This window comes from Mesorhizobium escarrei (assembly GCF_935825525.1).
In the GTDB taxonomy this organism is placed as follows: Bacteria; Pseudomonadota; Alphaproteobacteria; order Rhizobiales; family Rhizobiaceae; genus Mesorhizobium; species Mesorhizobium escarrei.
Map to the genome: position 1 here is coordinate 21454 of NZ_CAKXZT010000057.1, position 22482 is coordinate 43935.

General features: G+C 63.1%; 24 protein-coding genes. 15 read left to right on the forward strand and 9 right to left on the reverse strand.

Annotation, left to right across the window (positions count from 1 at the left end):
- Window positions 1–105 precede the first annotated feature (105 nt).
- The 4 genes from ccmA (at window position 106) to NMG80_RS04335 (ending at window position 2314) form a co-directional block, all read left to right on the forward strand.
- Window positions 106–714 (forward strand): heme ABC exporter ATP-binding protein CcmA, encoded by a 609-nt coding sequence (gene ccmA, locus NMG80_RS04320; protein WP_254016990.1) that lies wholly within the window; start codon window positions 106–108, stop codon window positions 712–714.
- 46 nt (window positions 715–760) lie between these two features.
- Window positions 761–1426, forward strand: a complete 666-nt coding sequence (ccmB, locus tag NMG80_RS04325) for a heme exporter protein CcmB (RefSeq protein ID WP_254016991.1) — start codon at window positions 761–763, stop codon at window positions 1424–1426.
- Between the two features lie 145 nt (window positions 1427–1571).
- On the forward strand, window positions 1572–1739 hold the full coding sequence (gene ccmD, locus NMG80_RS04330; RefSeq protein ID WP_254016992.1) for a heme exporter protein CcmD: 168 nt from the start codon (window positions 1572–1574) through the stop codon (window positions 1737–1739).
- Window positions 1736–2314 (forward strand): DsbE family thiol:disulfide interchange protein, encoded by a 579-nt coding sequence (locus NMG80_RS04335; RefSeq protein ID WP_254016993.1) that lies wholly within the window; start codon window positions 1736–1738, stop codon window positions 2312–2314. The genes ccmD and NMG80_RS04335 overlap by 4 nt, the downstream gene beginning before the upstream one ends.
- A gap of 87 nt (window positions 2315–2401) precedes the next feature.
- Here the strand turns inward: NMG80_RS04335 and NMG80_RS04340 are convergent, their stop codons facing one another.
- Window positions 2402–2569 carry a hypothetical protein gene (locus NMG80_RS04340; protein WP_254016994.1) on the reverse strand — a complete coding sequence of 56 codons (168 nt, stop codon included), beginning with the start codon at window positions 2567–2569 and terminating at the stop codon, window positions 2402–2404.
- 299 nt (window positions 2570–2868) lie between these two features.
- Between NMG80_RS04340 and NMG80_RS04345 the strand changes: the two genes are divergently transcribed.
- Entirely contained in the window at window positions 2869–3786 is a 918-nt protein-coding gene (locus NMG80_RS04345; protein WP_254016995.1) for an SMP-30/gluconolactonase/LRE family protein, read from the forward strand.
- 70 nt (window positions 3787–3856) lie between these two features.
- On the opposite strand, the gene NMG80_RS04350 is transcribed toward NMG80_RS04345, so the two are convergent.
- From NMG80_RS04350 to NMG80_RS04380, 7 genes are all read right to left on the reverse strand, one after another.
- Window positions 3857–4477, reverse strand: a complete 621-nt coding sequence (locus tag NMG80_RS04350; RefSeq protein WP_254016996.1) for a pyridoxamine 5'-phosphate oxidase family protein — start codon at window positions 4475–4477, stop codon at window positions 3857–3859.
- Between the two features lie 263 nt (window positions 4478–4740).
- A complete protein-coding gene (locus tag NMG80_RS04355) occupies window positions 4741–5415 on the reverse strand; it encodes a septation protein A (RefSeq protein WP_254016997.1) in 675 nt (224 codons plus the stop codon).
- Between the two features lie 61 nt (window positions 5416–5476).
- A complete protein-coding gene (gene ftsY / locus NMG80_RS04360; protein ID WP_254016998.1) occupies window positions 5477–7147 on the reverse strand; it encodes a signal recognition particle-docking protein FtsY in 1671 nt (556 codons plus the stop codon).
- An 11-nt stretch (window positions 7148–7158) separates the two neighbouring features.
- Window positions 7159–8496, reverse strand: coding sequence for a tRNA (N(6)-L-threonylcarbamoyladenosine(37)-C(2))-methylthiotransferase MtaB (gene mtaB / locus NMG80_RS04365; protein WP_254016999.1), 1338 nt, complete (start codon window positions 8494–8496; stop codon window positions 7159–7161).
- Complete coding sequence (dapF, locus tag NMG80_RS04370; RefSeq protein ID WP_254017000.1) at window positions 8496–9380, reverse strand: diaminopimelate epimerase; 885 nt, start codon at window positions 9378–9380, stop codon at window positions 8496–8498. The genes mtaB and dapF overlap by 1 nt, the downstream gene beginning before the upstream one ends.
- A 281-nt stretch (window positions 9381–9661) precedes the next feature.
- On the reverse strand, window positions 9662–9823 hold the full coding sequence (locus tag NMG80_RS04375; protein ID WP_128175373.1) for a DUF1328 family protein: 162 nt from the start codon (window positions 9821–9823) through the stop codon (window positions 9662–9664).
- A 95-nt stretch (window positions 9824–9918) separates the two neighbouring features.
- Window positions 9919–10959, reverse strand: coding sequence for an MBL fold metallo-hydrolase (locus NMG80_RS04380; protein ID WP_436798542.1), 1041 nt, complete (start codon window positions 10957–10959; stop codon window positions 9919–9921).
- 264 nt (window positions 10960–11223) lie between these two features.
- On the opposite strand from NMG80_RS04380, the gene NMG80_RS04385 reads away from it, so the two are divergent.
- Together NMG80_RS04385 and zapE are read left to right on the forward strand one after the other, a co-directional pair.
- Window positions 11224–11763 carry an AprI/Inh family metalloprotease inhibitor gene (locus tag NMG80_RS04385; RefSeq protein WP_254017002.1) on the forward strand — a complete coding sequence of 180 codons (540 nt, stop codon included), beginning with the start codon at window positions 11224–11226 and terminating at the stop codon, window positions 11761–11763.
- A gap of 146 nt (window positions 11764–11909) precedes the next feature.
- Window positions 11910–13112 (forward strand): cell division protein ZapE, encoded by a 1203-nt coding sequence (zapE, locus tag NMG80_RS04390; RefSeq protein WP_254017003.1) that lies wholly within the window; start codon window positions 11910–11912, stop codon window positions 13110–13112.
- A 208-nt stretch (window positions 13113–13320) separates the two neighbouring features.
- On the opposite strand, the gene NMG80_RS04395 is transcribed toward zapE, so the two are convergent.
- A complete protein-coding gene (locus tag NMG80_RS04395; protein WP_254017004.1) occupies window positions 13321–13749 on the reverse strand; it encodes a GNAT family N-acetyltransferase in 429 nt (142 codons plus the stop codon).
- A gap of 237 nt (window positions 13750–13986) precedes the next feature.
- Between NMG80_RS04395 and mdh the strand changes: the two genes are divergently transcribed.
- The 8 genes from mdh (at window position 13987) to odhB (ending at window position 22422) form a co-directional block, all read left to right on the forward strand.
- Complete coding sequence (gene mdh / locus NMG80_RS04400; RefSeq protein ID WP_027153710.1) at window positions 13987–14955, forward strand: malate dehydrogenase; 969 nt, start codon at window positions 13987–13989, stop codon at window positions 14953–14955.
- A gap of 47 nt (window positions 14956–15002) precedes the next feature.
- Window positions 15003–16196, forward strand: a complete 1194-nt coding sequence (sucC, locus tag NMG80_RS04405; RefSeq protein WP_254017005.1) for an ADP-forming succinate--CoA ligase subunit beta — start codon at window positions 15003–15005, stop codon at window positions 16194–16196.
- Between the two features lie 4 nt (window positions 16197–16200).
- Window positions 16201–16572 carry a cupin domain-containing protein gene (locus NMG80_RS04410; protein ID WP_254017006.1) on the forward strand — a complete coding sequence of 124 codons (372 nt, stop codon included), beginning with the start codon at window positions 16201–16203 and terminating at the stop codon, window positions 16570–16572.
- A gap of 22 nt (window positions 16573–16594) precedes the next feature.
- Entirely contained in the window at window positions 16595–16825 is a 231-nt protein-coding gene (locus NMG80_RS04415; protein WP_254017007.1) for a DUF6364 family protein, read from the forward strand.
- Window positions 16815–17009, forward strand: coding sequence for a PIN domain-containing protein (locus NMG80_RS04420; RefSeq protein ID WP_254017008.1), 195 nt, complete (start codon window positions 16815–16817; stop codon window positions 17007–17009). Before NMG80_RS04415 ends, NMG80_RS04420 begins: the two co-directional genes overlap by 11 nt.
- Before the next feature lie 14 nt (window positions 17010–17023).
- Window positions 17024–17926, forward strand: coding sequence for a succinate--CoA ligase subunit alpha (gene sucD, locus NMG80_RS04425; RefSeq protein ID WP_254017009.1), 903 nt, complete (start codon window positions 17024–17026; stop codon window positions 17924–17926).
- A 153-nt stretch (window positions 17927–18079) separates the two neighbouring features.
- A complete protein-coding gene (locus NMG80_RS04430) occupies window positions 18080–21064 on the forward strand; it encodes a 2-oxoglutarate dehydrogenase E1 component (protein ID WP_254017010.1) in 2985 nt (994 codons plus the stop codon).
- Between the two features lie 50 nt (window positions 21065–21114).
- Window positions 21115–22422 (forward strand): 2-oxoglutarate dehydrogenase complex dihydrolipoyllysine-residue succinyltransferase, encoded by a 1308-nt coding sequence (odhB, locus tag NMG80_RS04435; protein ID WP_254017011.1) that lies wholly within the window; start codon window positions 21115–21117, stop codon window positions 22420–22422.
- Window positions 22423–22482: the final 60 nt, after the last annotated feature.

Genomic DNA, 22482 nt, shown 5'->3' on the forward strand with positions numbered 1-22482 from the left:
TGCCCCGCATATAGAGAATTTCCTGGAATAGTTCTAGACAGTCGAAAGGCTATTTTGTGCGATGCGGCAGCTGCCGTGAAGCGGCGTTTTCGGGACGGGCAAGGAATGCGGCTGATCGCCGAAAATCTGGGCGGCGAACGCGGCGGCGAGGCGGTTTTTTCCGGCCTCAATTTTGCGCTTGGCAAAGGCCAGGCGCTGATCGTCACCGGGCCGAACGGCGCGGGAAAATCGACACTGCTCAGGGTGGTCGCCGGGTTGCTGCCGGTGGCGGCAGGCCGTTTGCTTATCGAAGGCGGGGCTGAGGATTTTCCGTCGATCGCCTCAGCCTGCCACTATCTCGGCCACCAGAACGCGATGAAGACGGCGCTGAGCGTGGCGGAAAATCTGCGCTTCTGGCGCGATTTTTCGGGCGCGGATTTTTTGAGCGCCGAAGAGGCGCTGGCAATGGTCGGGCTTGATGGTATCGGCCATCTGCCGTTCGGCTATCTCTCCACAGGGCAACGGCGCCGCGCGGCGATCGCAAAACTGCTGGTCAGCCGCCGGCCGCTGTGGCTGCTCGACGAGCCGACGGCCGGGCTGGACAAGGCTTCGGAAGAGCGATTCGGCGAGCTGATGAGGGAGCACTGTTCGGAGGGCGGAATCATTATTGCGGCGACGCATCTGCCGCTGGGAATTGAAGGAGCGACAGAATTGAGGATGGGGGAAGTCGATTGATGTTGGTAGGACAGAGGGGGGTGCCTGGGCAAAGGCATCTCACACGATGCTAGCCCTCTTCCTGCGCGACATCAGCCTGAGTATCCGGGCCGGCGGCGGGGCGTTGACCGGCGTGATCTTCTTTCTCGCGGTGATCGCCACGATCCCCTTCGGCGTCGGACCGGACCTCAATCTGCTTGCCCGCATCGGCCCGGCGATCCTGTGGATCGGCGCCTTGCTGGCTTGCCTGCTCGGCCTCGACCGATTGTTCCAGGCCGACCGGGAAGACGGCTCGCTCGATCTGCTGGTGCTCGGCGACGACCGGCAGATGCTGGCGCTGACCGTGCTGACGAAATGCCTGGCGCATTGGGCAGGAAGCGTGCTGCCGCTGGTCATCGCGGCACCCTTGCTCGGCCTGTTCATGAATATGGAGCCGATCGGCATCGGCGCGACGGCGCTGACCCTTCTGGTCGGCACGCCGGCGATCACCTTCATCGGCGCTGCCGGTGCGGCGGTAGCGGTAGCACTGCCGCGCGGCGGGCTGCTGATCTCGGTGCTGGTGCTGCCGCTGACCATCCCGGTGCTGATCTTCGGCGTCTCGGCAAGCTATGGCGCGGTGGCCAACCCCGATCCGTTTTTGCAGCCTTTCCTCATTCTTGCCGCGCTGACCTTGTTTCTTGCCGTGCTGGGGCCGGTTGCGGCAGCATTGGCGCTGCGCCATGGAACGGACTGATGTGGCCGGCCATCGTTCGTGATGGCGTCAAAGGCTGCGGCGCTGCTGTCGATTGCGAAGCCGATGGCGCAAGGTTAAGGGAAGGCATGTTGCAACGAAGCGAAATGGTCCGGCTGAAAGGCTTTGCACCGGAGGCGCGACCCCTATGAGCGCGCATGCGCTCTATGTGACCGCTGCTTATGCCATCACGGCCGTGGTGTTGGCCGGGCTGATCGGCTGGATCCTGTTCGACCAGCGTGCACGAAAGAGGGACCTCGCCGAGCTGGAAGCGTCCGGCGTGCGGCGACGCTCCGACAAGGCGGGGAAATCATGAGCATGGAAACGGAGACGCCGGTGCGCGGGCGGCGCCTGATCGTGCTTTTGCCGCTGCTGATTTTCCTTGGGCTGGCGGGATTGTTCCTGACGCAGCTGCTGTCCGGCCGCGACACTTCGGAAGTGCCATCGGCGCTGATCGGCCTGCCGGCGCCGCAGACCAGTCTGCCGGCGCTGGAGGGCATGAATTTGCCGGGGCTCGATTCCAGTCAGTTCGCCGGCAAGGTCACGCTGGTCAACGTCTTCGCGTCGTGGTGCGGGCCATGCCGCGACGAACATCCGGTGCTGCTGGCACTGTCACAGGACAAGCGCTTCGTCCTAGCCGCGCTCAACTACAAGGATCAGCCGGAAAACGCCCGCCGGTTCCTCGGCAATCTCGGCAACCCGTTCCAGGCGATCGGCGTCGACGCGGCGGGGCGCGCGGCAATCGACTGGGGCGTCTACGGCGTGCCGGAAACCTTCGTCATCGGCAAGGACGGCAAGATCGCCTACAAGCACGTCGGCCCGCTGACGCCGGGCTCAGCACAAACGCTGCTGCTGCCCGAGGTTGAGAAGGCGCTGGCGGCGCCGGGCTGATGGCCCGCCGCTTTCGTCATCCTGGGGCGAAGCAAAGAGTGCAGCGACGCGCCCAAGAATAACGAACGTGATGTGTTGACCGAAGATTCAGCCGTAGATCTGCTTGTGGACCTGGTAGAGCATTTCGCTGCGGTCGGCGCGCATGTCGGCCAGATCGCGGCTGGAAAACGAGTCGATTTCGGCGATGAGGCGGTTGTATTGCCGGCGCTTGGCGATGCTGGTGCGAGCACGGCTCATGATGCTGTCGAAAATCATAGCGAGGTTCCTTCTGCGCCGCATTGTTGCGGCAGGTTGTTCCTCCCTGATCGATATGCAGCATAACATAGTTATGATGCGCCGCAAAAAGAAGATGTTGCAATGCACCATTGCACTGAGCGCATAGCCGGTTAGCGGCGCATGAACCCCGTCATTGGGCCTGGTCATCTGAGCAAGCGCGGCGTTGCCTGCCCGGATGCCTCAAGATGCGGTGAGACCGATATTAACGGTCTTGCCATATCGATCGCCGGCTGGCTTGATCGCGCCGGCACCAACGATTGCATGACCGGGAGGAAACCATGGCCGCCGAACACTACGAAATTCTCGATCCACGCTTTGCGCGGCTGTTCAACGGCAACGCGCAGGTGGACAAGCTGTTCACCGGATGCCGGTGGGCGGAAGGGCCGGCCTGGTTCGCGGCCGGCCGTTATGTGGTCTGGTCCGACATTCCCAACAACCGCATGCTGCGTTACGACGAGACCGACGGCAGCGTCAGCGTGTTCCGGCAGCCGTCGGGCAATTCCAACGGCAACACCGTCGACCGGCAAGGCCGGCTGGTCACTTGCGAGCATTCGGGCCGCCGCGTCAGCCGCACCGAGCATGACGGCTCGATCACCACCATTGCCGACAATTGGCGCGGCAAGCGGCTGAACTCGCCCAACGATGCGGTGGTCAAGTCCGATGGTTCGATCTGGTTCACCGACCCGACCTACGGCATCGATACGGATTATGAGGGCAACAAGGCCGAGAGCGAGATCGGCGCCTGCCATGTCTACCGGGCCGACCCCGGCACCGGTGAGATCGAAGCGGTGATCACCGACATGGTCAGGCCCAACGGGCTTGCCTTCTCGCTCGACGAGAGCAAGCTCTATGTCGTCGATACCGGCCGCACGCATGGCGCGCAGAATCCGGCGCATATGCGGGTGTTCGATGTCGACGAGGCCGGCAAGAAGGTCTCCGGCGGAAAGGTCTTCGCCGATTGCACGGCCGGCCTGTTCGATGGCTTCAGGCTCGACGACCAGGGGCGGATCTGGACCAGTGCTGCCGACGGCATCCATTGCTACGATCCGGACGGGACGCTGATCGGCAAGATCAAGGTGCCGGAAGTCGTCGCCAATTGCGTGTTCGGCGGCAACAAGCTGAACTGCCTCTACATCGCCGGCACGACCTCGCTCTATATGGTCCGGCTGATGGTCAACGGCGCAAAGACATTTTGAGCGGCCCGCCAAAGCAATATCCAAGCGAGGCCTTTGCTATGCCTTCTCGGGCGGATCGCGACCGAGCAGATTACCACATGGTGTGTTTGTATTCTTCGTCCAGCCAGCGGTCGGTCGCCTCGGCCGAATCGGCGAGCGCCAGCTGGTCGCGCAGGATCTGGCCGAGCGTCGGCAGCGTCGCGCGGTCGTACCAGGTTTCCGGCTTCCACAGATCGGAGCGCATGAAAGCCTTGGCGCAATGCATGTAGGCGGCCTTGACCGTCACCAGGACGACGCTTTGCGGCTGCTTGCAGTCGACGGCGAGCCGCTCGCGCAAAGCCGCATCGATGGTGATGCGGGCGTCCCCATTGACGCGCAGCGTCTCGTTCATGCCCGGGATTAGGAAGAGCAGGCCGACCGAAGGGTTGAGAAGAATGTTCTCCAGCGTGTCGAGCCGGTTGTTGCCGGGCCGGTCGGGGATGGCGATGGTCTTCTCGTCGAGCACGGCGGCAAAGCCCGGCCTGTCGCCCTTCGGCGTCACATCGGCATTGCCGGCGCCGTCGGAGGAGCCGATCAGCACGAACGGGCTCTTGCCGATGAAGGAACGGCTGTGGCCATCCAGCGCCTTCAATTCCTTGCGGATCGAGCCGTCGGTCGGCCGAGGCGTCTTGTAGATCGTTCTCAGCTCTTCGCGGGTGGTGACGAATTCCATGCCCTCTCCTTGCGAGACTGTTTGGAAACTCTACTCTGGCGGCCATCTGATGGCGTTTTCTGCGCTTCCGGTGCTCACGGACCAGCGCATGACCCCGGAAACCGATTTCGGTTTCCGGGAAGGATCATGCGCAAATGCAGAGTGTTAGAGCGTCCTTTGCGCGTCCAATTTGACGCGCGGCGCTCTAATGTCCGCTGCGCGCCGGTTCTCGAAACCACCACCATATGACTCGCCAGAGCGAATTTCGAAACAGTCTCTAACTGTTACTTGCCGGGCTTCCCTTCCGTTCCGGTCTTGCCTTCAAGCGAATGGCGCATGATCAGCGGCATCTGGCTGAAGGTGAAAAGCAGGGTGATCGGCATGATGCCCCAGACCTTGAAGGCAACCCAGGCGTCGGTCGAAAAATTCCGCCAGACCACTTCGTTGACAAGGGCCAGAAACAGGAAAAACAGGCCCCAGCGGAAGGTGAGTTTCTTCCAGCCCTCGGCATCGAGGCTGAAGGCCGAATCGAAGACGTAGCCGAGCAGCGACTTGCCGAAAAACAGGCCGCCGAGCAGCACGCCGCCAAACAGCATGTTGACGATGGTCGGCTTCATCTTGATGAAGATGTCGTCCTGCAGGTAGAGCGTCAGCGCGCCGAAGACGAAGACGACGACGCCAGACACCATCGGCATGATCGGCAAGGTGCGGGTGAGCAGCCAGGACGCGGCCAGCGCGATCGCGGTCGCGGCCATGAACAGGCCGGTGGCGACGAAGATCGGCCCGCCGAATTCGGCCAGCGCCGGAAATTTCTGCGACAGCCATGCGCCGCGGGCGTTGGCGAAGAAGAACACCATCAACGGTCCGAGCTCCAGCACCATCTTGAGCAGCGGATTGACGCCTTCCTTCTTCTGCTTCTGCGGGTCGGATGGGTCGCGTTCGAGGATGCGCGGGTTCATAGGCTTTCCTTCTTGCGCATGATCCTGTGCAAAAGTCTGCGACTTCTTGGGATCATGCTTGTTATGCCACTCCAGCGATCGCCCTGGCGAACTCGCTTGCGGAGAATGGTTCGAGGTCGTCGACCTGTTCGCCGACGCCGATGAAATAAACCGGCAATTTGTGCTTTGCCGCAATCGCCACCAGAATACCGCCGCGTGCGGTGCCGTCCAGCTTGGTCATCACCAGACCGTTGACGCCGGCGACGTTGCGGAAGATCTCGACCTGGTTGAGCGCGTTCTGGCCGGTGGTGGCGTCGACCGTCTGCAGCACGGTGTGCGGTGCTTCCGGATCGAGCTTGCCCAGCACCCGGACGATCTTTTCCAGTTCCGCCATCAGCTCGGTCTTGTTCTGCAGCCGCCCGGCGGTGTCGATGATCAGCACATCGGAGCCGGCTTGCCTGGCCTGTTCGAAGGCGTCGTAGGCAAGACCGGCTGCATCGGCGCCGAGCTTCGAGGCGATGACCGGCGACTTGGTACGCTCGCCCCAGATCTTCAATTGCTCGATCGCGGCGGCACGGAACGTGTCACCGGCGGCGAGCATCACCGACAGGCCGCCGTCGGTCAGCTTTGCCGCCAGCTTGCCGATCGTCGTGGTCTTGCCGGTGCCGTTGACGCCGACGACAAGGATGACATGTGGTTTGTGGCTGAGGTCGAGCTCCAGCGGCAAGGCGACATGGGTCAGCGCCTTCTCCACCTCGGCCGCCATGATGGCGCGCACTTCCGTCTCGGAGACGTCCTTGCCATAGCGGCTGGCAGCCAGCGAATCGGTGATGCGCAAAGCCGTCTCCATGCCGAGATCGGCGCGGATCAGCACGTCCTCCAGATCCTGCAGCGTGTCCTCGTCGAGCCTGCGCTTGGTGAAGACGCCGGCGATGTTGCCGGACAGCTCCCGGGAAGAGCGGGCGAGCCCCTCCCTCATGCGCTGGAACCACGAGCGTTTCGGTGCCGGTTCCGGCGCCTTCTGCGGCTCGGCTCTCTGCTCGACTTTCCTGGTGACGGTGACCTTGCCGGGAGCGGGCTTTGGCTCCGGCGGTGGTTGCGGAACTGCCTCCGGCTCGGGTGCAATCTCGGCAAGGACCGGCTTCGCCTCGACCGGTGCAGGCTGGCGAATGGGCGGCGGGATTTCGGCCGCCGGCGCCTCAGGCTCAGGCGCAGTTGAGGGGGCCTCGGCTGGCGGTGCGGTATCTTGCACAGGTCCGCGCTGCCCCCCACCCTTACCCTCTCCCCGTGAAGGACGGGGAGAGGGGGGCGTCAGCGTCGGAGCTTCTTCTTTGCCGCTTTCAATAGCAGGCTCGGCGTGCCGATCAGCCCCCTTCTCCCCGTCATTATACGGGGAGAAGGTGCCGGCAGGCGGATGAGGGGCAGCGCCAGCCTCTGATGATGGACGCTCAGGCTGGACGATCCCTGGCTGCGTCGGCTCTGGTTCAGGAACTTCCTCCGGCTCCGGAGCTGGCTCGGGAATCACCGGAGCAGCCGGAATCTCCTCTGGCGCCGGCTGTGGCGGAGGCGCAGCTTCTGCCTCGGGGCGAGGCTCTTCACGTTTCAAAAATTCCGGAGCGGCTTGCTCGGCGGCCGGTTTCAGCGCCTCCAGCGCATCCCATTTGATCGGCGGCAGCGGTGCGGTCTCGTCGATCCGCTCCTCGACTACTTCCTTCTTGCCGAACGAAAATACCTTCTTGAAAAAGCCTGCCATGTTCTTGCGTCTCAGGCGGCGCGGGCGGCAAGCGGCGCCGCGATCAGTCTGACACCGTCATCGCCGGCGATAGCAGCCTCAACGATTTCGCCCGGCGCACCCTCGGAGATCGCGGCAAGCGTAAACCCTTCGGTGCGGCCGAGCCCGTCGCGCTCGACCAGGATCGACTGGCGTGTTCCGGCGAGCGAGGAAAGGTGGCTGCGATAAGCGGCGTCGCCGGCGGCGCGCAGCCGTGCCGCACGCTGCTTGACCAGTTCGCGGCGAAGCTGAGGCATGCGCGCGGCGGGGGTGCCTTGGCGCGGCGAGAAGGGGAAGACGTGCAGATGCGTCAGGCCGCATTCCTCGACGATCTCCAGTGATTTTTCGAACATGGCGTCCGTCTCGGTCGGGAAGCCGGCGATGATGTCGGCGCCGAAGACGATGCCGGGACGCAATTTGCGCAAATCCTCGCAAAAGCGGATCGACTGATCGCGGTTGTGCCGGCGCTTCATCCGCTTCAGGATCATGTCGTCACCGGCCTGCAGCGAAAGATGCAGATGCGGCATCAGCCGGGGCTCGGTGGCGATGGCGTCGAGCAGATCGTCGTCAGCCTCGATCGAATCGATCGAAGAGAGGCGCAGGCGTTTCACGTCAGGCACCTGCTTCAGGATTGTCTTGACCAATTTGCCGAGTTTCGGGCTGCCAGGCAGGTCGGCGCCGAAACTGGTCATGTCGACGCCGGTCAGCACGATCTCGGCATAGCCGTTGCCGCTCAGCCGCTTGACCTGCTCGACCACGGCGCCCATCGGCACCGAGCGCGAATTGCCGCGGCCATAGGGGATGATGCAGAAGGTGCAGCGGTGGTCGCAGCCGTTCTGCACCTGGACGAAGGCCCGCGCCCGGCCTTCGATGGCGTCGACCATGTGGCCGGCCGTCTCGCGCACCGAAAAGATATCGTTGACGCGAGCCTTCTCGGTGTCGTTGACGCCGAAATCCGGCAGCGCGCGATAGGAATGCGCCTGCAGCTTCTCCTCATTGCCGAGGACGAGATCGACCTCGTCCATGGCGACGAAATTCTGCGGCTCGGTCTGCGCGGCGCAGCCGGTGACGATGATGCGGGCCTGCGGGTTCTCGCGGCGGGCCTTGCGGATCGACTGTTTTGCCTGGCGCACCGCCTCGCCGGTGACGGCGCAGGTGTTGAAGATGATGGCGCCGCCTTCCAGCGCGCCAAGGCCAGCACTTTCCGCCTCTCGCCGCATCACCTCGGATTCATAGGTGTTCAGCCGGCAGCCGAAGGTGACTACGTCAACACCCTTGGGAAGAGTGGGGCCCCTCGAAAGACCTGGACCCTGCTTGGCGAGAGCGGCCATCAGGCGGCGCTTTCGGTGTCGCGGGCCCACACGCCGGTCGACGGATCGAAGCTGCCGGAAAATTCCCATTCGGCGACACCGGTGAGGACGACGTGGTCGTCGCCGCGCCACTCGACATGCAAGGAGCCGCCGCCGGGCGTCACCAGAGAGACACTGCGTCCGGTCCGCCTCGTGCGCGCCGCAGCGACGACGGCGGCACAGGCCGCCGTGCCGCAGGCCTTGGTCAGGCCGGCGCCGCGCTCCCAGGTGCGGATGACCATCGTCTCGGGCGAGGTCACCCGTGCGATGGTGATGTTTGCGCGCTCGGGGAAGATCGGGTGGTTTTCGAGCAGCGGGCCGAAGCGGTCGAGCTCATAGGACCAGACGTCGCGGTCGACCCAGAAGATGGCGTGCGGATTGCCCATCGACACGACCGAGGGAGAGTGCAGCACCGGCGCGTCGATCGGGCCGATCTGCAGCTCGATCATGCGGGTATCGCGGAATTCCTCGGTGAGCGGAATATCCTGCCAGCCAAAACGCGGCTTGCCCATGTCGACCGAGATCAGCCCGTCGGCATGTTGTTCGGCATTGAGGATGCCGGCGACGGTCTCGAAGGCGAATGTCTTCTGGCCGGTTTCGGCGGCTAGCGCCTGCACCACGCAGCGCATGCCGTTGCCGCAGGCCTGCGCGCCGGTCCCGTTGGAATTCAAGATGTCGATGAAAAAGGCGGTGCCCGGCGTTCTGGCGTCGTGGATCGCCATGATCTGATCGAATTTCGTCGGGGCATCGGCATTGAGCGCAAGGGCGGCAGCCGGCGCCACCCGATCGGCGCGACCGCGCATGTCGGCAACGATGATTTCGTTGCCGATGCCGTTCATCTTGGCGAAGGGGGCAGTGCTTGCCATGGATCGAAAGGTCTCATGCCGGTTTGGCGCCTATATGGCGGATAGCGGCCGGAATTACCAGTGCGAGACGCCAGCGCGACGTGCGGTCGACTAGGACGCACAAAGTACGCTCTGACATTTTTAAACCTGCGCATCGTGCTTTCTGAAAATCGATTCCGATTTTCGCGCCGATGCGGCTAAAAGCGCGTCGCGTTTGAACAGACTCATGCGACGCGCTTTAAGGTCTTGTTTTTATGCATGTCATTGTCGCAAAACCGCTACGCACTTTTGCGCGACATGCATTACGCCACAGCGAAGACGCCAAGCATGACCAGCAGGAAGATGATCAGCACGATGCCGATGAGAATGCGGGCGCCGGTGGCGGCGGCTCCGGCCAATGCCGGCATGCCGAGCAGGCTGGCCGCGGCTGCGATAATCAGAAGAATCACAATCCATTTGATCATGGGAAAATCCCTCGCAGCCGACGGTTGTGGACGACTACCAACGCGGTTACGACGTCCCGGGTTCCCCCTCGGTTCCCCTGGGGCCGGTCGCCTGCCTAGAGCGCCGGCACGTCCCAGACCTCGCCGGGACGCAGGGCGCGAAAGCGTTCTTGCGGGACACCTTGATCGCTGAGGGCCTCGCCAAGCCTTCTTGCCGGCTCGTCGATCGGCTCGTTGGTGAGCCGGAACGTGCCCCAATGGCAGCCGGCGGCATAGGCGGCGTTGCACAACAGCATGCCTTGCACCGCCTCCTCCGGGTTCTGGTGGTGTGGCGCCATGAACCAGCGCGGCTCGTAGGCGCCGATCGGCAGGATGGCGAGGCGGAAGCCGCCGTGCCTTCCGGCCATCAGCCGATAATTGATGCCATCGTGGAAACCGGTGTCGCCGGCGAAATAGACCTTTCCGCCCGGCGTCTCGACCACAAAACCCGCCCACAGCGCCATGCGCCGGTCTCGGGTGCCGCGTGCCGACCAGTGGTGCACCGGCTCGACATGGACGGCGACGTCGTTGCCGATCTCGACCCGTTCGCCCCAGTCATGCACGGAAAGCCGCATGCCGGGAACGCCGGCGTCGATGATGGCGTCGTTGCCGAGCGGCGTCAGCACCAGCGGGTCGTGCCTTGTCTTCAGCCGCTTCAGCGTGGCGAGGTCGAGATGATCGTAGTGGTTGTGGCTGACCAACACGAGGTCGATCGGTGGCAGGTTGGAGAAGGCGATGCCCGGCGAATTGACCCGTTTCGGCCCGGCAAAGGCGAGCGGCGAGGCGCGCTGCGACCAGACCGGGTCGGTAAGGATATTCAGGCCGGCTGTCTGGATGAGCAGCGAAGAGTGGCCGACCATGGTCAGCCTCAGCCCGGAGCCGTCGATCCGCTTGGCCGGTGTCGTCTGATGAAACGGACTTGGATCCGCCGTCGGCCATTTCGAGCGTTCGCCGCCCAGCTGCCACTTCAAAAGATCGGAAAAGCGGGCAGGCGGCTTGCCGTCGGGATTGAAGAACAAGGTGCCGTCGAAATGATCGCTGGGCGGCCCGCGATAGTAGCGGTTGACCGCCCTTTTTCTCGCAGCCAAGGTTTCGTCTCCGGCAAGCTTCGGTTTCATCAGAGATAGGACCGAAGCGGGCTGGCGCAAGCATTTGGCGGCCGGGCCCACAGAGGCAGGCCTGTCCAGGCAAACCGCTGCGCAGTCTCGGGTCAGACCGCTATGGCAGGCTTTCAGGCGGCACGCATTTGTGGCAAAGTTGCAACAGGTGCCGCCGCAAATGCTATTTTAACCATATTGGGTTGAAATTTTGCCACCTTCTCCGTCTTGGTAAAGGGGATATTGTGCGGACGGCAGCCCGGCCGGACCCGACGGAGGTTTGAAATGGATTTTTCGAAAACCGGTCTGCTGGCCGTATCGCTGGCCGCGCTCTTTGCGAGCGGCTGTTCAACGTCACGGTTCTCGTCGATGGACCAGCAGCCGGCGCCGCTGCAAGCCGCGCCCTCCGGCAATGTGACCGCAAACCAGCTGCCGCCGCCGGCGTCGCCCGGCACGGCCGACCCGTCGAAATTTCCGACGGCGCCGCAAGGCACCCAGGTCGCCTCGCTGCCGCCGGACGGAACGGCTCCGGCCGGAGCCCCGGATCTTACCGCAAGCAGCGTCGCCGGTGTTTGGAAGGCTAGCGTGTCCGGCCAGAGCTGCCAGGTGGCGACGCCACAGACCAAATTCGGCGCCGGCTATCGGGCTGGACCGCTGCATTGCCCGGCGCCGATCGACGGCATCAAATCCTGGAACGTCGCCGGCAAGCAGTTGACGCTGTACGACGAGAATGGCGGCACGCTCGCACGGCTCTATTCCTCGGGAGGAGAGAAATTCGACGGCCAGACTTCCAACGGCCTGCCGATCTCGCTTACAAGAGGCTGACCCGCTCGCCCTTATTGTTTTTACGCGATTCCCGGCCGAAAACCGCTACACGCTTTTCCCGGAACTGCTCTCTTTTGTTTTTACGCAATTCCGGACAGAAAACCGCTACACACTTTTCTTGGAATTGCTCCGGAACGACGTGACCGATGCATCTGCGTGACGGCCTTCAGACCCATGCGACCGTCCGGCAGCGCTACGACCATCTGGTTGTGTCAGGCCTGATCGACCGCGATCGGGCGCAGGAGCGGATCGTCGCGGCACTCGACCGGCTGATCGACGAGATTTCGGCAAAACGGCTGGCGCACAAATCGAGCGCGCTGGGCTGGCTGTTCGCTCGCAAGCGCGAGACGCGCGAGGCCGTCAAGGGCATCTATATCCATGGTGGCGTCGGCCGCGGCAAGACCATGCTGATGGACATGTTCTTCGAGTTGCTGCCGGTCCGGCGCAAGCGCCGTGTGCATTTCAACGACTTCATGGCCGATGTGCAAGACCGCATCCAGAAGCACCGGCAGGCGCGTAAGGAGGGCACTGTCAGGGAAGACGACCCGATCGCGCCGGTGGCCCGTGCGTTGGCCGAGGAAGCCTGGGTGCTGTGCTTCGACGAGTTTTCCGTCACCGACATCGCCGATGCGATGATCCTGTCGCGGCTGTTCTCGGCGCTGTTTGCCAATGGCGTCGTGCTGGTCGCCACGTCCAATGTCGCGCCGCAGGATCTCTACGGCGACGGCTTGAATCGCAAGCTTTTCCTGCCCTTCATCGGCATCCTGGAGCGGCATGCGCAGGTGATTGCCCTCGATGCCGACAAGGACTATCGGCTGGACAAGCTCAGCCGCCTGCCGGTCTATGTCACCCCTGCCGATGCCGCCGCCGATGCTGTCCTCGACGAGGCCTGGAACGTGATGACGCATGGCAGGCCGACGCAGGCAGCGGCCCTGACGGTAAAGGGCCGGCAGGTCGTCGTGCCGCGCGCCACCGGCGACGCAGCGCGGTTTTCCTTTGCCGATCTCTGCGAAAACCCGCTCGGTGCCCGCGATTTCCTGGCGATTGCCGGCCGCTTCTCGACGGTCTTTATCGATCATGTGCCGGTGCTTGGAGAAGGCATGCGCAACGAGGCGAAGCGCTTCATCCTGCTGATCGACACGCTCTACGACCATCATGTGCGGCTGGTGGTGAGCGCCGCCGCACCGCCAGCGCAGCTTTATACGGCCAAGCGCGGCAACGAGGTCTTCGAGTTCGAGCGCACCGCGTCGCGGCTGATCGAGATGCAGAGCCACGAATGGCTGGAAGGCTGGGTGGGGAGGCAGAAGGCGCGGGTGGTGCCTGTGGAGGCGAGGCAGGCGCAGGCCTGACCTCGTTTCGTAGCGTTCCGTCACACCCCCTCTGTCCTGCCCTCTTTGCCAAAACTTGGCATCTCCCCAACAGGTGGGGAGATTGGCCGTCCTCCCTGCCTTCGCCAATCTCCTGCGTGGAAGAAGTGAGCCGAGCGCCGAAGCTGCCGATCTCCCCCCATGTGGGGGAGATGTCCGGCAGGACAGAGGGGCGCTGTCCCGCTTGCGCCTATAGTCGATACACATACATCACGAACGCCTCCGCCGGCCCGTGCGGCTCCTTGCGCGACTCATAAAGCGCCTGGGCCGCCACATTGTCCGGCTCGGTGCCGACCCAAGCCTCCTCGCAGTCATGCTCCCGGCCGAGCTCAAACATGGCGTCGAGCATCTTCGTCGCTATGCCCTGGCGCTGGAAGGCCGGCGCCACGCCGACTTCGTCGATGTAGAGTTCGCTGACCTTGTCGGGGTGGCGGTGGATGACGGCCGCGCATTGGCCGACGACTATGCCATCGGCCAATGCCACGATCCTGAAATGACCTGATGAGGCGAGATAGGCGGCGAGCCGATCCAGCCTGATTGGTTCATCGAACACATCTTCGGCGACCCGCATCACAAGGGCGTCATCGCCGGGAAACAGCCTTCTTATTTCCATCTTCATTGCGTAACTTTCCCAAGTCGGCTCAATTCTTTTGACGTTTACGTAAATCCCAACCCATCTAACCGATTGAAAAATCTCGCTCCAAAATAATCGTTTGAATATTTTATGCGTCGGGGCTATTGGGTGCGGCGATCTTCGCGGCTTCCCGCAGCATTCCGGTCTCCTTCCTCGACGCCGTCATCCAATTTCGTTAAGGGATTTGGACGCCGTCACAGTCTAAAGGGAAAACATCCTGACATGGCACGCAACAAGATAGCGCTCATCGGCTCGGGCATGATCGGCGGCACGCTCGCCCACATGATCGGCCTCAAGGATCTCGGCGACGTTGTGCTGTTCGATATCGCCGAGGGCATTCCGCAAGGCAAAGGGCTGGATATCGCGCAGTCGTCGCCGGTCGATGGGTTCGATTCCAGGCTGACCGGCGTCAACGATTATGCCGGCATCGAGGGCGCAGACGTCTGCATCGTCACCGCCGGCGTGCCGCGCAAGCCCGGAATGAGCCGCGACGACCTTCTCGGCATCAATCTGAAGGTCATGGAACAGGTTGGCGCGGGTCTCAAGAAATACGCGCCGAAAGCCTTCGTCATCTGCATCACCAACCCGCTCGACGCCATGGTCTGGGCGCTGCAGAAGTTCTCCGGACTGCCGAAGAGCCATGTCGTCGGCATGGCCGGCGTGCTCGACAGTTCGCGCTTCCGCTATTTCCTGGCGGAGGAATTCAAGGTGTCGGTCGAGGATGTCACCGCCTTCGTGCTCGGCGGCCATGGCGATTCCATGGTGCCGATGATCCGCTATTCGACGGTCGCCGGCATCCCGCTGCCCGACCTCATCAAGATGGGCTGGACCTCGAAGGAAAAGCTCGACCAGATCGTGCAGCGCACCCGCGACGGCGGCGCCGAGATCGTCGGCCTGCTTAAGACCGGCTCGGCCTTCTACGCACCGGCCGCCTCGGCGATCGCCATGGCCGAAGCCTATCTCAAGGACAAGAAGCGCGTGCTGCCCTGTGCTGCACATCTCTCCGGCCAGTATGGTGTCAAGAACACCTATGTCGGCGTGCCGGTGGTGATCGGTGCCGGCGGCGTCGAGCGCGTCATCGAGATCGAGCTCGGCAAGGCCGAGCAGAAGATGTTCGACAATTCGGTGGCGGCGGTGCAGGGCCTGTGCGAGGCCTGCGTCAAGATCGCTCCGCAACTCGCCGCCAAGTAATCTCGCAGCAAGTGATCCGCCAGTAAAGTGATCTGGAGACAACGCGCATGAACATCCATGAATATCAGGGCAAGGCGCTGCTGAAGGGCTTTGGCGCACCGGTGGCCGAAGGCGTGCCGGTGTTCGATGCAAGCGAGGCGGAAGCTGCCGCCAAGGCGCTGCCCGGCCCGCTCTATGTGGTAAAAAGCCAGATCCATGCCGGCGGCCGCGGCAAGGGCAAGTTCAGGGAGCTCGGCCCCGACGCCAAGGGCGGCGTGCGGCTGGCGAAATCGGTGGCCGAGGTCGTCGCCAATGCCAAGGAAATGCTTGGCCACACTCTGGTCACCAAGCAGACCGGCCCGGCGGGCAAGCAGGTCAACCGCCTCTACATCGAGGATGGCGCCGACATCGAGCGCGAGCTCTATCTGTCGCTGCTGGTCGACCGCTCCGTCGGCCGCATCGCTTTCGTCGTTTCGACCGAGGGCGGCATGGACATCGAGGCGGTCGCCCACGACACGCCGGAAAAGATCATCACCGTTGCCATCGACCCGGAAAAAGGCATAACGGCGGATGATTTGAAAGAACTCAACGGCGCGCTGAAGCTCGACGGCGAGGCCGCCAAGGACGGCGAGATGCTGTTCCCGATCCTCTACAAGGCCTTCGTCGAGAAGGACATGAGCCTGCTCGAGGTCAACCCGCTGATCGTCATGAAGAATGGCCGGCTGCGCGTGCTCGACGCAAAAGTGTCGTTCGACAACAACGCGCTGTTCCGCCATCCCGACGTGATGGAGCTGCGCGACATCACCGAAGAGGACGAGAAGGAGATCGAGGCGTCGAAATATGACCTCGCCTATGTCGCGCTCGACGGCAATATCGGCTGCATGGTCAATGGTGCCGGCCTCGCCATGGCGACGATGGATATCATCAAGCTCTACGGCGCCGAGCCGGCCAACTTCCTCGATGTCGGCGGCGGTGCGTCGAAGGAGAAGGTGACGGCGGCGTTCAAGATCATCACCAAGGATCCGGCGGTCAAAGGCATCCTGATCAACATTTTCGGCGGCATCATGAAGTGCGACATCATCGCCGAGGGCGTTATCGCGGCCGTCAAGGAAGTCGGCCTGCAGGTGCCGCTGGTGGTGCGGCTGGAAGGCACCAATGCCGAGCTCGGCAAGAAGATCATCAACGACAGCGGGCTCAACGTCGTCTCGGCCGACGATCTCGATGATGCCGCCAAGAAGATCGTGGCGGCGGTGAAGGGCTGATCTGGTGCCTCCGCACAAGATAAACCTCGTCGAGGCGGCGGATCAGAAGATCAAAAAGGTCTTCGATCCGCATATCGCCGGCGACGTCAACGATGCCCAGGTCAAGATCGCCAAGTTCGGCGATGTCTTCGACTGGCATGCGCATGACAATGAGGACGAAGCCTTCCTGGTGCTGCGCGGCCGCATCGCCATCGATTTCCGCGACGGCACGGTGGAGCTTGGCAGCGGCGAGTTCATCGTCGTGCCGCGGTCCGTCGAGCACCGGCCGCGCTCGCTCAGCGAGGAGCCGGTGGTGCTGATGTTCGAGCCGGCGACGACGCTCAACACCGGCAACGCCAAGAGCGACCTCACCGTCGCCGATCTCAAGCGGCTTTAGGGAGCTTGTGCGAGGAAGAGAAATGAAGAAAATCACTCTGGCGATCGAAGACGAGGTTCTGGAGCAGGTCAAGCTGACGGCCGGCGAACAGGGAACGACCGTCGACGCCTTGGTGCAGGAGTTTTTCGCGACAGTGGCCGCGAAGCGCCGTGCAAACGACGGGGCTCGGCTAGCCCTGCTTAGGCTTGCCTACGAGGCTGCAGGCGACATTGGCGGCAAGAATTGGAACCGGGCAGCTCTCCATGACCGCTGAATGCTGCCTCGATACGAACATGCTCGTCTTTGCCGCCATCGGACACGATTCCAAGCGCGCGGAGTATGGCGCAACCATCGCCGCCGCCGCGCGCCTCGGCGTCAATGCACTTTACACCCAAAAACTCAACTACGGGCAGGCTTACGGCGCCGTGGTCGCCATCAACCCCTTCCGCACTCACTGATCAGGTCGCAAAAAATGTCCATTCTCGTCGACAAGAACACCAAGGTGCTCGTGCAGGGCCTGACCGGCAAGACCGGCACGTTCCATACCGAACAGGCGCTGGCCTATCACGGGACAAAAATGGTCGGCGGCATCCATCCCAAGAAAGGCGGCGAAACGTGGACCGGCGCCAAGGGCGAGAGCCTGCCGATCTTTTCCACCGTCGCTGAAGGCAAGGCGAAGACCGGCGCCAATGCGTCTGTCGTCTATGTGCCGCCGGCGGGCGCCGCCGAGGCGATCCTGGAAGCGATCGAAGCCGAGATCCCGCTGATCATCTGCATCACCGAGGGCATCCCGGTGATCGACATGATCAAGGTCAAGGCGCGGCTCGACCGCTCGACATCGCGGCTGATCGGCCCCAACTGCCCCGGCGTCCTGACCCCCAACGAATGCAAGATCGGCATCATGCCCGGCAACATCTTCCGCAAGGGCTCGGTCGGCGTTGTTTCCCGCTCGGGAACGCTTACCTATGAGGCAGTGTTCCAGACCACCAATGTCGGCCTCGGCCAGACCACCGCCGTCGGCATCGGTGGCGATCCCGTCAAAGGCACGGAGTTCATCGACGTGCTGGAGATGTTCCTCGCCGACGACGAGACCCAGTCGATCATCATGATCGGCGAGATCGGCGGCTCGGCCGAAGAAGACGCCGCGCAGTTCCTCAAGGACGAAGCCAGGCGTGGCCGCAAGAAGCCGATGGCCGGTTTCATCGCCGGGCGTACGGCCCCGGCCGGCCGCACCATGGGTCATGCAGGCGCGGTCATCTCCGGCGGCAAGGGCGGCGCCGAAGACAAGATCGCGGCGATGGAGTCGGCCGGAATAAAGGTTTCGCCGTCGCCGGCGCGGCTCGGCACGACGCTGGTCGAAGCGATTAAGGGTTAGTGAGTAGTGAATAGTGAGTGGTGAATAGTGAATGGCAAGAATGGATGAGCAGCGGCGCCAGCGAGAGAAGTTTCAAGCTTCCTGCTGACTACTCACTATTCACCACTCACTATTGACTTTGAAAAGGAGACGGAGCCAGGCTCCGCGGAAAAAATGGCAAGACAAGATCAGGCCAACGACCAGTTTTCGCTTACCTCTTTCCTCTATGGCGGCAATGCCGATTATATCGACGCGCTCTACGCCACTTATGAGGACGATCCCGCTTCGGTCGACCCCGAATGGCAGGATTTCTTCGCGGCGCTGAAGGACGACGCCGGCGATGTCCGCAAGAATGCCAAGGGCGCCTCATGGGCCAAGCCCTCGTGGCCGCTGCAGGCCAATGGCGAACTGGTGTCGGCGCTCGACGGCGATTGGGGCATCGTCGAGAAGCACATCGAGAAGAAGGTCCAGAACAAGGCGGTGATGAACGGCGTCGTCCTTTCCGACGCCGACGTCCATCAGGCGACGCGCGATTCCGTGCGCGCCATCATGATGATCCGCGCCTATCGCATGCGTGGCCATTTGCACGCCAATCTCGACCCGCTCGGCATCGCCAAGCTTGAGGATTACAACGAGCTGTCGCCGGAAAATTACGGCTTCACCGCCGCCGACTACGACCGCCCGATCTTCCTCGACAATGTTCTCGGGCTCGAATTCGGCACCATCCGCCAGATGCTGGACATCCTGACCCGCACCTATTGCTCGACGCTCGGCGTCGAGTTCATGCATATTTCCGATCCCGAGGAGAAGGCCTGGATCCAGGCGCGCATCGAGGGCACCGACAAGGAGATCTCCTTCACCGCCGCCGGCAAGAAGGCGATCCTGCAGAAGCTGGTCGAGGCCGAAGGCTTCGAGCAGTTCATCGACGTCAAGTACAAGGGCACCAAACGCTTCGGCCTCGACGGCGCCGAGGCGCTGATCCCGGCGCTCGAGCAGATCGTCAAGCGCGGCGGCCAGCTCGGCATGAAGGAGATCGTGCTCGGCATGGCGCATCGCGGCCGGCTGAACGTGCTCTCCCAGGTGATGGCCAAGCCGCATCGCGCCATCTTCCACGAGTTCAAGGGCGGCTCGGCCGCTCCCGACGAGGTCGAGGGCTCGGGCGACGTGAAGTACCATCTCGGTGCTTCGTCGGACCGCGAGTTCGACGGCAACAAGGTGCACCTGTCGCTGACCGCCAATCCCTCGCATCTGGAAATCGTCGATCCGGTGGTGATGGGCAAGGCGCGGGCCAAGCAAGACTCCCTGTTCGGCCGCAGCCGCGAGGAGATCGTGCCGCTGGAAGAGCGCGCCAAGGTGCTGCCGCTGCTCCTGCACGGCGACGCGGCCTTTGCCGGCCAGGGCGTGATTGCCGAAATCCTCGGCTTGTCCGGCTTGCGCGGCCACCGCGTCGCCGGCACGCTGCACTTTATCATCAACAACCAGATCGGCTTCACCACCAACCCGCGCTTCTCGCGCTCGTCGCCCTATCCGTCGGATGTCGCCAAGATGATCGAGGCGCCGATCTTCCACGTCAATGGCGACGATCCGGAAGCCGTGGTCCATGCCACCAAGGTGGCGATCGAATTCCGCATGAGGTTCCACAAGCCTGTCGTGGTCGACATGTTCTGCTACCGCCGCTTCGGCCACAATGAGGGCGACGAGCCGGCCTTCACCCAGCCGATCATGTATCGCAACATTCGCAACCATAAGACGACGGTGCAGATCTATGCCGACCGGCTGATCGCCGAAGGCCATATCAGTCAGGCCGAATTCGACAAGCTGAAGGCCGACTGGCGCGCACATCTCGAGCAGGAATTCGAGGTTGGCCAGCATTACAAGCCCAACAAGGCCGACTGGCTGGATGGCGCCTGGTCGGGCCTGCGCACAGCCGACAACCAGGACGAACAGCGGCGCGGCAAGACCGCCGTGCCGGTCAAGACGCTGAAGGAAATCGGCAAGAAGCTGACCGAGGTGCCGAAGGAATTCGAGGCGCACAAGACGATCCTGCGCTTTCTCGAGAATCGCCGCCAGGCGATCGAGTCCGGCGAAGGCATCGACTGGTCGACGGCCGAGGCGCTGGCCTTCGGCGCCATCCTGCTCGACGGCAATCCGGTCCGGCTGTCGGGCCAGGATTCGGAGCGCGGCACGTTCTCGCAACGTCACTCCGTGCTCTACGATCAGCGCGACGAGACACGCTACATCCCGCTCAACAATCTGTCGGCGGCGCAGGCCGGCTTCGAGGTCATCAACTCGATGCTGTCGGAAGAGGCCGTGCTCGGCTTTGAATACGGCTACAGCCTGGCTGAGCCGAAGGCGCTGACGCTTTGGGAAGCGCAGTTCGGCGATTTCGCCAACGGCGCCCAGGTGGTATTCGACCAGTTCATCTCGTCGGGCGAGCGCAAGTGGCTCAGAATGTCGGGCCTCGTCTGCCTGCTGCCGCATGGCTATGAAGGCCAGGGGCCGGAGCATTCGTCGGCCAGGCTCGAGCGCTTCCTGCAGCTTTGTGCCGAAGACAACATGCAGGTGGCCTACTGCACGACGCCGGCCAACTACTTCCACATCCTGCGCCGGCAGTTGAAGCGGGATTTTCGCAAGCCGCTGATCCTGATGACGCCGAAGTCGCTGCTGCGCCACAAGCGGGCGGTGTCGACTCTATCGGAGATGTCGGGCGAAAGCGCGTTCCACCGGCTGTTGTGGGACGATGCCCAGCAGCTCCCCGGCCAGGCGATCAAGCTCACCAAGGATTCGAAGATCCGCCGCGTCGTGCTCTGCTCGGGCAAGGTCTATTACGACCTCTACGAAGAGCGCGAGAAGCGCGGCATCAACGACATCTATCTGCTGCGCGTCGAACAGCTCTATCCGTTCCCGGCCAAGGCGCTGATCACCGAACTGTCACGCTTCCGCAACGCCGAGATGGTGTGGTGCCAGGAGGAGCCCAAGAATATGGGCGCCTGGTCGTTCATCGATCCCTATCTGGAATGGGTGCTGGCGCATATCGACGCCAAGCACCAGCGGGTGCGCTATACCGGCCGGCCGGCCGCGGCGTCGCCGGCGACCGGGTTGATGTCGAAGCATCTCGCCCAGCTTGCCGCCTTGCTCGAAGACGCGCTCGGTGAATAGAACAGAGTTCGGCGAATAGAACAGAACCGACAGAAAAACGGACAGGCACAATGGCTACCGAAATCCGCGTCCCCACTCTTGGCGAATCCGTCACCGAGGCGACCATCGGCAAATGGTTCAAGAAGGTGGGCGACGCGATCGCCACCGATGAGCCGCTGGTCGAGCTCGAAACCGACAAGGTAACGGTCGAAGTGCCGGCCGCGGCCGCAGGAACGCTCAGCGAGATCGCCGTCAAGGAGGGCGAAACGGTCGAAGTCGGCGCTTTGCTCGGCATGATTTCGGCGGGCAACGGGGCAAAGGCGGCAGCACCCGAACCCGCGAAGGCGTCAACGTCCGAACCGAAGCAGGACGCGGTATCGCAGGCCTCGGCGCCGACCGCCGCATCCACCGTCAAGCAAGCCGCGTCCGAGACCGCCAAGATCGCCGGCGATGCCGGGCCGATCGAGGCGCGCGCGATGCCGCCGGCGCCAGCGGCGGTGAAGCTGCTGGCCGAGAGCAATCTCGCGGTCGACCAGATCTCGGGTTCCGGCAAGCGCGGCCAGGTGCTCAAGGGCGACGTGCTCGACGCGATCGCCAGGGGCGCTCCGTCGCAACCGACCGAGACGCCGAAGGCGCCTGCGCCGGTCGCCGCCCGTGCGCCGTCCTCGGCCGACGACGCGTCGCGCGAAGAGCGGGTGCGCATGACCAAGCTGCGGCAGACCATCGCGCGCCGCCTCAAGGAAGCGCAGTCGACCGCCGCCATGCTGACCACCTTCAACGAGGTGGATATGAGCGCGGTGATGGCGCTCAGGACCAAATACAAGGATGTGTTCGAGAAGAAGCACGGCGTGAAGCTGGGCTTCATGGGCTTCTTCACCAAGGCCGTCACCCATGCGCTGAAGGAAATCCCTTCCGTCAATGCCGAGATCGACGGCACCGACATCATCTTCAAGAACTACGCCCATATCGGCGTCGCCGTCGGCACCGAAAAAGGCCTCGTCGTGCCGGTGGTGCGCGATGCCGATCAGATGGGAATAGCCGAGATCGAGAAGGAGATCGGCCGGTTGGGCATTGCTGCGCGTGACGGCAAGCTTTCCGTGGCGGATATGCAGGGAGGCACGTTCACCATCTCGAATGGCGGCGTTTATGGGTCGCTGATGTCGACGCCGATCCTCAACGCGCCGCAGTCGGGCATCCTGGGCATGCACAAGATCCAGGAGCGGCCGGTGGTGATCGGCGGTCAGATCGTGATCCGGCCGATGATGTATCTGGCGCTCTCCTACGATCACCGCATCGTTGACGGCAAGGAAGCCGTGACCTTCCTGGTGCGGGTCAAGGAAAGCCTGGAGGATCCGGAAAGGCTGGTGCTCGACCTCTAGGGCCGGTCGAGGTGGGCCGGAGAATGGATCTGCGCCACCGAATGAGCTCCTCTCGTTTGC

Bases quoted from the DNA above. Each gene is read 5' to 3' on its own strand.
- ccmA (WP_254016990.1), top strand. From the start codon at position 106: ATGCGGCTGATCGCCGAAAATCTGGGCGGCGAACGCGGCGGCGAGGCG.
- ccmB (WP_254016991.1), top strand. From the start codon at position 761: ATGCTAGCCCTCTTCCTGCGCGACATCAGCCTGAGTATCCGGGCCGGC.
- ccmD (WP_254016992.1), top strand. From the start codon at position 1,572: ATGAGCGCGCATGCGCTCTATGTGACCGCTGCTTATGCCATCACGGCC.
- NMG80_RS04335 (WP_254016993.1), top strand. From the start codon at position 1,736: ATGAGCATGGAAACGGAGACGCCGGTGCGCGGGCGGCGCCTGATCGTG.
- NMG80_RS04340 (WP_254016994.1), bottom strand. From the start codon at position 2,569: ATGATTTTCGACAGCATCATGAGCCGTGCTCGCACCAGCATCGCCAAG.
- NMG80_RS04345 (WP_254016995.1), top strand. From the start codon at position 2,869: ATGGCCGCCGAACACTACGAAATTCTCGATCCACGCTTTGCGCGGCTG.
- NMG80_RS04350 (WP_254016996.1), bottom strand. From the start codon at position 4,477: ATGGAATTCGTCACCACCCGCGAAGAGCTGAGAACGATCTACAAGACG.
- NMG80_RS04355 (WP_254016997.1), bottom strand. From the start codon at position 5,415: ATGAACCCGCGCATCCTCGAACGCGACCCATCCGACCCGCAGAAGCAG.
- ftsY (WP_254016998.1), bottom strand. From the start codon at position 7,147: ATGGCAGGCTTTTTCAAGAAGGTATTTTCGTTCGGCAAGAAGGAAGTA.
- mtaB (WP_254016999.1), bottom strand. From the start codon at position 8,496: ATGGCCGCTCTCGCCAAGCAGGGTCCAGGTCTTTCGAGGGGCCCCACT.
- dapF (WP_254017000.1), bottom strand. From the start codon at position 9,380: ATGGCAAGCACTGCCCCCTTCGCCAAGATGAACGGCATCGGCAACGAA.
- NMG80_RS04375 (WP_128175373.1), bottom strand. From the start codon at position 9,823: ATGATCAAATGGATTGTGATTCTTCTGATTATCGCAGCCGCGGCCAGC.
- NMG80_RS04380 (WP_436798542.1), bottom strand. From the start codon at position 10,959: ATGAAACCGAAGCTTGCCGGAGACGAAACCTTGGCTGCGAGAAAAAGG.
- NMG80_RS04385 (WP_254017002.1), top strand. From the start codon at position 11,224: ATGGATTTTTCGAAAACCGGTCTGCTGGCCGTATCGCTGGCCGCGCTC.
- zapE (WP_254017003.1), top strand. From the start codon at position 11,910: ATGCATCTGCGTGACGGCCTTCAGACCCATGCGACCGTCCGGCAGCGC.
- NMG80_RS04395 (WP_254017004.1), bottom strand. From the start codon at position 13,749: ATGAAGATGGAAATAAGAAGGCTGTTTCCCGGCGATGACGCCCTTGTG.
- mdh (WP_027153710.1), top strand. From the start codon at position 13,987: ATGGCACGCAACAAGATAGCGCTCATCGGCTCGGGCATGATCGGCGGC.
- sucC (WP_254017005.1), top strand. From the start codon at position 15,003: ATGAACATCCATGAATATCAGGGCAAGGCGCTGCTGAAGGGCTTTGGC.
- NMG80_RS04415 (WP_254017007.1), top strand. From the start codon at position 16,595: ATGAAGAAAATCACTCTGGCGATCGAAGACGAGGTTCTGGAGCAGGTC.
- NMG80_RS04420 (WP_254017008.1), top strand. From the start codon at position 16,815: ATGACCGCTGAATGCTGCCTCGATACGAACATGCTCGTCTTTGCCGCC.
- sucD (WP_254017009.1), top strand. From the start codon at position 17,024: ATGTCCATTCTCGTCGACAAGAACACCAAGGTGCTCGTGCAGGGCCTG.
- NMG80_RS04430 (WP_254017010.1), top strand. From the start codon at position 18,080: ATGGCAAGACAAGATCAGGCCAACGACCAGTTTTCGCTTACCTCTTTC.
- odhB (WP_254017011.1), top strand. From the start codon at position 21,115: ATGGCTACCGAAATCCGCGTCCCCACTCTTGGCGAATCCGTCACCGAG.